Below are 4,229 nucleotides of genomic sequence, written 5' to 3'. Positions count from 1 at the left end.
TGGTTCAGCGTCGCCGCGGTCACGCCCGGCTTCGCCACGTAGAACTGGTTGATCCCGAGCGAGGTGCCGGGGGTCTGCCCGTTGATCCAGGTCGCACCCGAGGAGTTCGTCCGCAGCGACGGCACGAACACCCGGTAGCCGCTCGCGTCGGCGTAGAGGTACGGCTTCTCCTGCGTCACCGGCGAGGTGGCCAGGGTGGTGTACGGCGGGTTCGGGAACGAGTTGGCCGGAGCACCCTGCACGCCCGAGAACACCATGTTCCACACGGAGCCGTTCCAGCTGCCGATGGTGGAGTCACGGGTGAACCACTGCTGCTGCGAGCAGGGGTTGATGTTGCCGCTGACGCGCGAGTCGGCGATGTAGCCACCCGAAGCCCAGCCGCAGTTCGGCGAGGCGAGGGTCATGCCGCCGTGCACGTCGATGCGGCGGAACGGCGCGGCCTGCGCGACGGCCCAGCGGTCCACGCCGGACACCGGGTAGACCGACAGGTTCTCCGCGGAGCGCCAGAAGTTCTGGGTGGCGTTGCCTGCCATCCAGCCCGCGTCGACGGTGATGTCGCCGTGGATCTGCACGTCCTGCGGGTTCTGGCCGAGGCCGTTGATCGACGTGTAGAAGCCGATCTGCGCGTTCAGGCCGCTGTAGGAGCCCGGCTTGAACAGGAACTGGTAGCGCTCGGTGCCGAACTGGTTCTGCTCCTGCTGGGTGAAGATCTGGTCCAGCTTCGCCTGGATCGTCGCCGAGGACTGGCTCGGGTCGAACACGATCACGTTGGCGCCGAGGTCACCGCCGCCCGGCAGCTGCGGGCCGGTGGGCGTCGGGGTCGGGCTGGTCGTCGGCGACGGCGACGAGGACGTCGGGCTGCTGCCGCCGGCGTTGACGATGAGCTCCCAGATCGAGTACCCGTAGCCGGTGCCGCGCGCGGTGCCGTACACCCGGATCCAGCGACCCGAGCCGCTCAGCCCGCTGAGCGTCTGGTTGCCGCCGGTGGCGCCGGTGACCGTCTTGATGGTCGTCCAGTTGGTGTTGTCGGTCGACGTCTGGATCTGGAAGTCCTTGCCGTAGGCGGCTTCCCAGTTGATCGTGACCTGGCAGATCTGCTGGACCGAGCCGAGGTCGACGCGCAGCCACTGCGGGTCGCTGGCCGCGCTGGACCAGCGGGTGCCGCCGTTGCCGTCCACGGCCGCGGAGGCCGGGGTGCCGGCGTTCTCGGTGCTGGAGGCGTCAGCCGTCTTGCCCTGCGCCACGTTGGCGGTGGTGTCGCACGGCCCCGAGGTCGGGTTGCTGCCGAACGAGCCGTAGACCTGGAACTCCCACAGGGAGTAGCCGTAGCCGGTGGCCCGGGCGGTGCCGTTCATGCGCACGTAGCGGCCGCTGCCCGTGACGTTCAGCGTCTGCGTGCCGCCGGTGCCGGTGGTGGTCGAGTAGACGTTGGTCCACGCGTTGCCGTCGTTGGAGGTCTGGATCTGGAAGGCCGTCGCGTACGCGGCCTCCCAGTACAGCTTCACCTGCGAGATCGTGGCGGTCTGGCCCAGGTCGACCTGGATCCACTGCGGGTCGCTGAAGGCGCTGGACCAGCGGGTCCCGGTGGTGTTGCCGTCGAACGCCGCGGACGCGGCGGTGCCGGCGTTCTCGGCCGACGACGCCGTGGCCGTCTTGCCCTGCGAGAGCAGGGTGTCGGCGGCGGAGGCGGTCAGCGTCGTGGTGACGGCGTACGTCGCCAGCACCACGACGGTGGCGATGGCGGCGAGGATGAGATTTCGGCGGCGGCGGTTCGCCGTTGGCGGTGCGGCGGTGTGCATTCTCTGCTCCTGATCCAGGGCATCGTCGGCAGCCGGAACTCACCACCGCGGCGGCGGTGGCTTGTTGGCACTTGTGTTCCGGCAGACGGGGTGTCAGGCTCACCAGACCGGGAACGGGCGGCCCGGGAACCGGGGGTGGGGTTGGGAGAGCGCTCTCCCAAGGACGAGAGTTATCCGCCGAGCCCGCCCTGTCAAGAGGTCCACGGTTCCGGAACTGAAATTTAGAGAGCGCTCTCCTGGAGTGAGCCCTCGTATCGAATTCTGTAATCGATCCCCGCGTCCCGGGCGAACCTGGCCACGGCCTCCGAAAACGCCGCGTTTCGATCGCTGCCGACGGCCTCGAAGGCCCGGTCGACGATGAGCACCGTGAACGGCAGGGCCGTCAGCAGATCCAGCCGGACGGTCCGGGTGCCGGTGTGGTCCAGCGCGAAGCCGGCCCCGGCCGCGCGCAGCTCGGTCATCGCCCGCCGCACCGCGTCGTCGTCGGCGAGCTGGGCGGCCGGCAGCGCGAGCGTGACCTCGGCCGGCGCCACCCCGGCCTCGGCCAGCAGGGCGAGCAGCTCGGCGGCGAACCCGGGCGAGACCAGCGCGGCCCGCCCGACCTCGATCGTGCACGGCTGGACCGCGGCCGCGATCGCCCGGCGCAGGTCCGAGCGCCGCGACTCCGGAGTCATCAGCAGGCCGCTGAGGTCCGGGGTGTACCGCGCGTACGTGCCCTTCCCGCGCTTCTTCGCCGCGTACATGGCGATGTCGGCGTGGCGGAGCAGGTCCTGCGCGTCGTCGCCGGCCGGCCGGTCGGCCACCCCGACGCTCGCGGTCACCGTGAGCACGTGCCCGTGGCTGCGCACCGGCGCCGCGAGCTCGCCGATGATCCGCTCGGCCAGGGCGGCCAGCATGTGCTCGTCCTCGAGGTCCGGCAGCAGAATGGCGAACTCGTCGCCGCCGAGCCGGGCCACCAGGTCGCCCGGGCGGACCGCGGCCCGCAGCCGGCGGCCGACCTCGATCAGCAGGCCGTCGCCGACCGGGTGGCCGAGCGTGTCGTTGACCGCCTTGAAGTCGTCCAGGTCGACCAGGACGGCCGCGGCCGCGGCCTCCAGGCGCTCGTTGAACAGCGCCCGGTTGGGCAGGCCGGTCAGCGCGTCGTGGGTGGCCTGCTCGTGCAGCAGCCACTGGTGCTCGCGCACCGCGCGCAGCAGCCCGTCGTTGTCCCGGAAGGCGAGCAGCTGCCGGGCCACCACGACCCCGTTGGCCACGACCGCGCCGATGACCACGGGCAGGGTGCCGGCGCCGGTGGCGGCCACCGCGACGAGCAGCAGGTTGACGGCGGCGATGGCGAAGTACGGCAGTACCGAGTAGGGCCGCCGCCGCGGCGGGACGCCCGCGGCGCCCGGCGCGACCCGGCGCCACTGCAGCACCCCGGCCGCGGCCACCAGCACCGCCTCGGCCGTGGTGATCACGTCGGAGACGCCGGCCAGGCGCGGGCTCTGCAGCACCGGCACGAGGGCCGAGCCGAGCGAGCCGAGCAGCACGACGAGGGCGAGCGTCTGCAGGGCCCGCACGTCGACGACGGCGGTGCCGACCAGGATCAGCTTGACCACGGCCAGCACCGCGAGCAGGCACAGCACGCTCAGTACGAGCAGGCCGAGCACCTTGGGCAGCGGGGCGTCGGTGGCCACGATCGGGCGCAGCACGAAGTGCCACAGGAAGGTGGCCGAGCAGACCAGCACGGTGGCCGCGTCGAGGCCCAGCCGCAGCCAGTCGCCCCGGCTGCGGCTGCGGGTGGGCAACCGCAGCAGCGCCCAGAGCACGAGCATGAGGGCGACGCTGAGCAGGACCACCGCGCCGGTGAGCACCGCGCCGGTCTTGCGCCCGCCGAGGCTGGCCTCGGTGAGCGGCTTGGTCGCCGGCGCGATGAGCACCGCGGCGATCGCCATGTGCCGCCAGAACCGGCGGCCGGCGGGGTTGAGGCCGGGCGCGCGGGAGGCCACGAAGAGGAAGCCGCCGCCGATCGCGATGCCGACGGCGCCGGGCACCCAGCCGAGCAGGGTGAGCCGGTCGAAGCCGAAGAACCGCGCGATGCCCCAGCCGATGGCGAGCGCGAAGAGCGGAACGTAGAGGGCGAGCAGCCGGCTGGTCCTCACCGCCTGTCATCACCGCCTTCGCCCCCGGCCGGCAGTTTCCGGCCGCCATACCTTCGGCTGAACAAGTGCAGAGATGAGCGCTCTCGTCCCCCGATCGTGGACGTGCGCACAGGGTAGCGCCCTGTGCGCGCCACGATCCAGTATGTCGGAATAGAGGATCAATACTCAGTTTCCCGCCCGACCGGCCGATACCGCGAGCATGAGCGGTATGTGGCGGCCGCCTAAGAGAGCGTTGTGATACCTCGGCGTGATCTTCGCTAACCCTGTCAGGGAAGATCACGTCTGTGTC

The 4,229-nt window shown here is 71.4% G+C and carries 2 protein-coding genes; both read right to left on the bottom strand.

The window, feature by feature from the left end:
- A partial coding sequence (locus ABD352_RS51525) for a discoidin domain-containing protein (protein WP_344620009.1) occupies window positions 1-1,799 on the bottom strand: 1,799 nt, incomplete at its 3' end.
- Window positions 1,800-2,020: 221 nt separating this feature from the next.
- Entirely contained in the window at window positions 2,021-3,940 is a 1,920-nt protein-coding gene (locus ABD352_RS51520) for a diguanylate cyclase domain-containing protein (protein WP_344620008.1), read from the bottom strand.
- Between the last annotated feature and the right edge of the window lie 289 nt (window positions 3,941-4,229).

The sequence above is a fragment of the Dactylosporangium salmoneum genome (genome assembly GCF_039532525.1).
In the GTDB taxonomy this organism is placed as follows: Bacteria; Actinomycetota; Actinomycetes; order Mycobacteriales; family Micromonosporaceae; genus Dactylosporangium; species Dactylosporangium salmoneum.
This window is presented reverse-complemented; position numbering and strand designations above follow the sequence as displayed.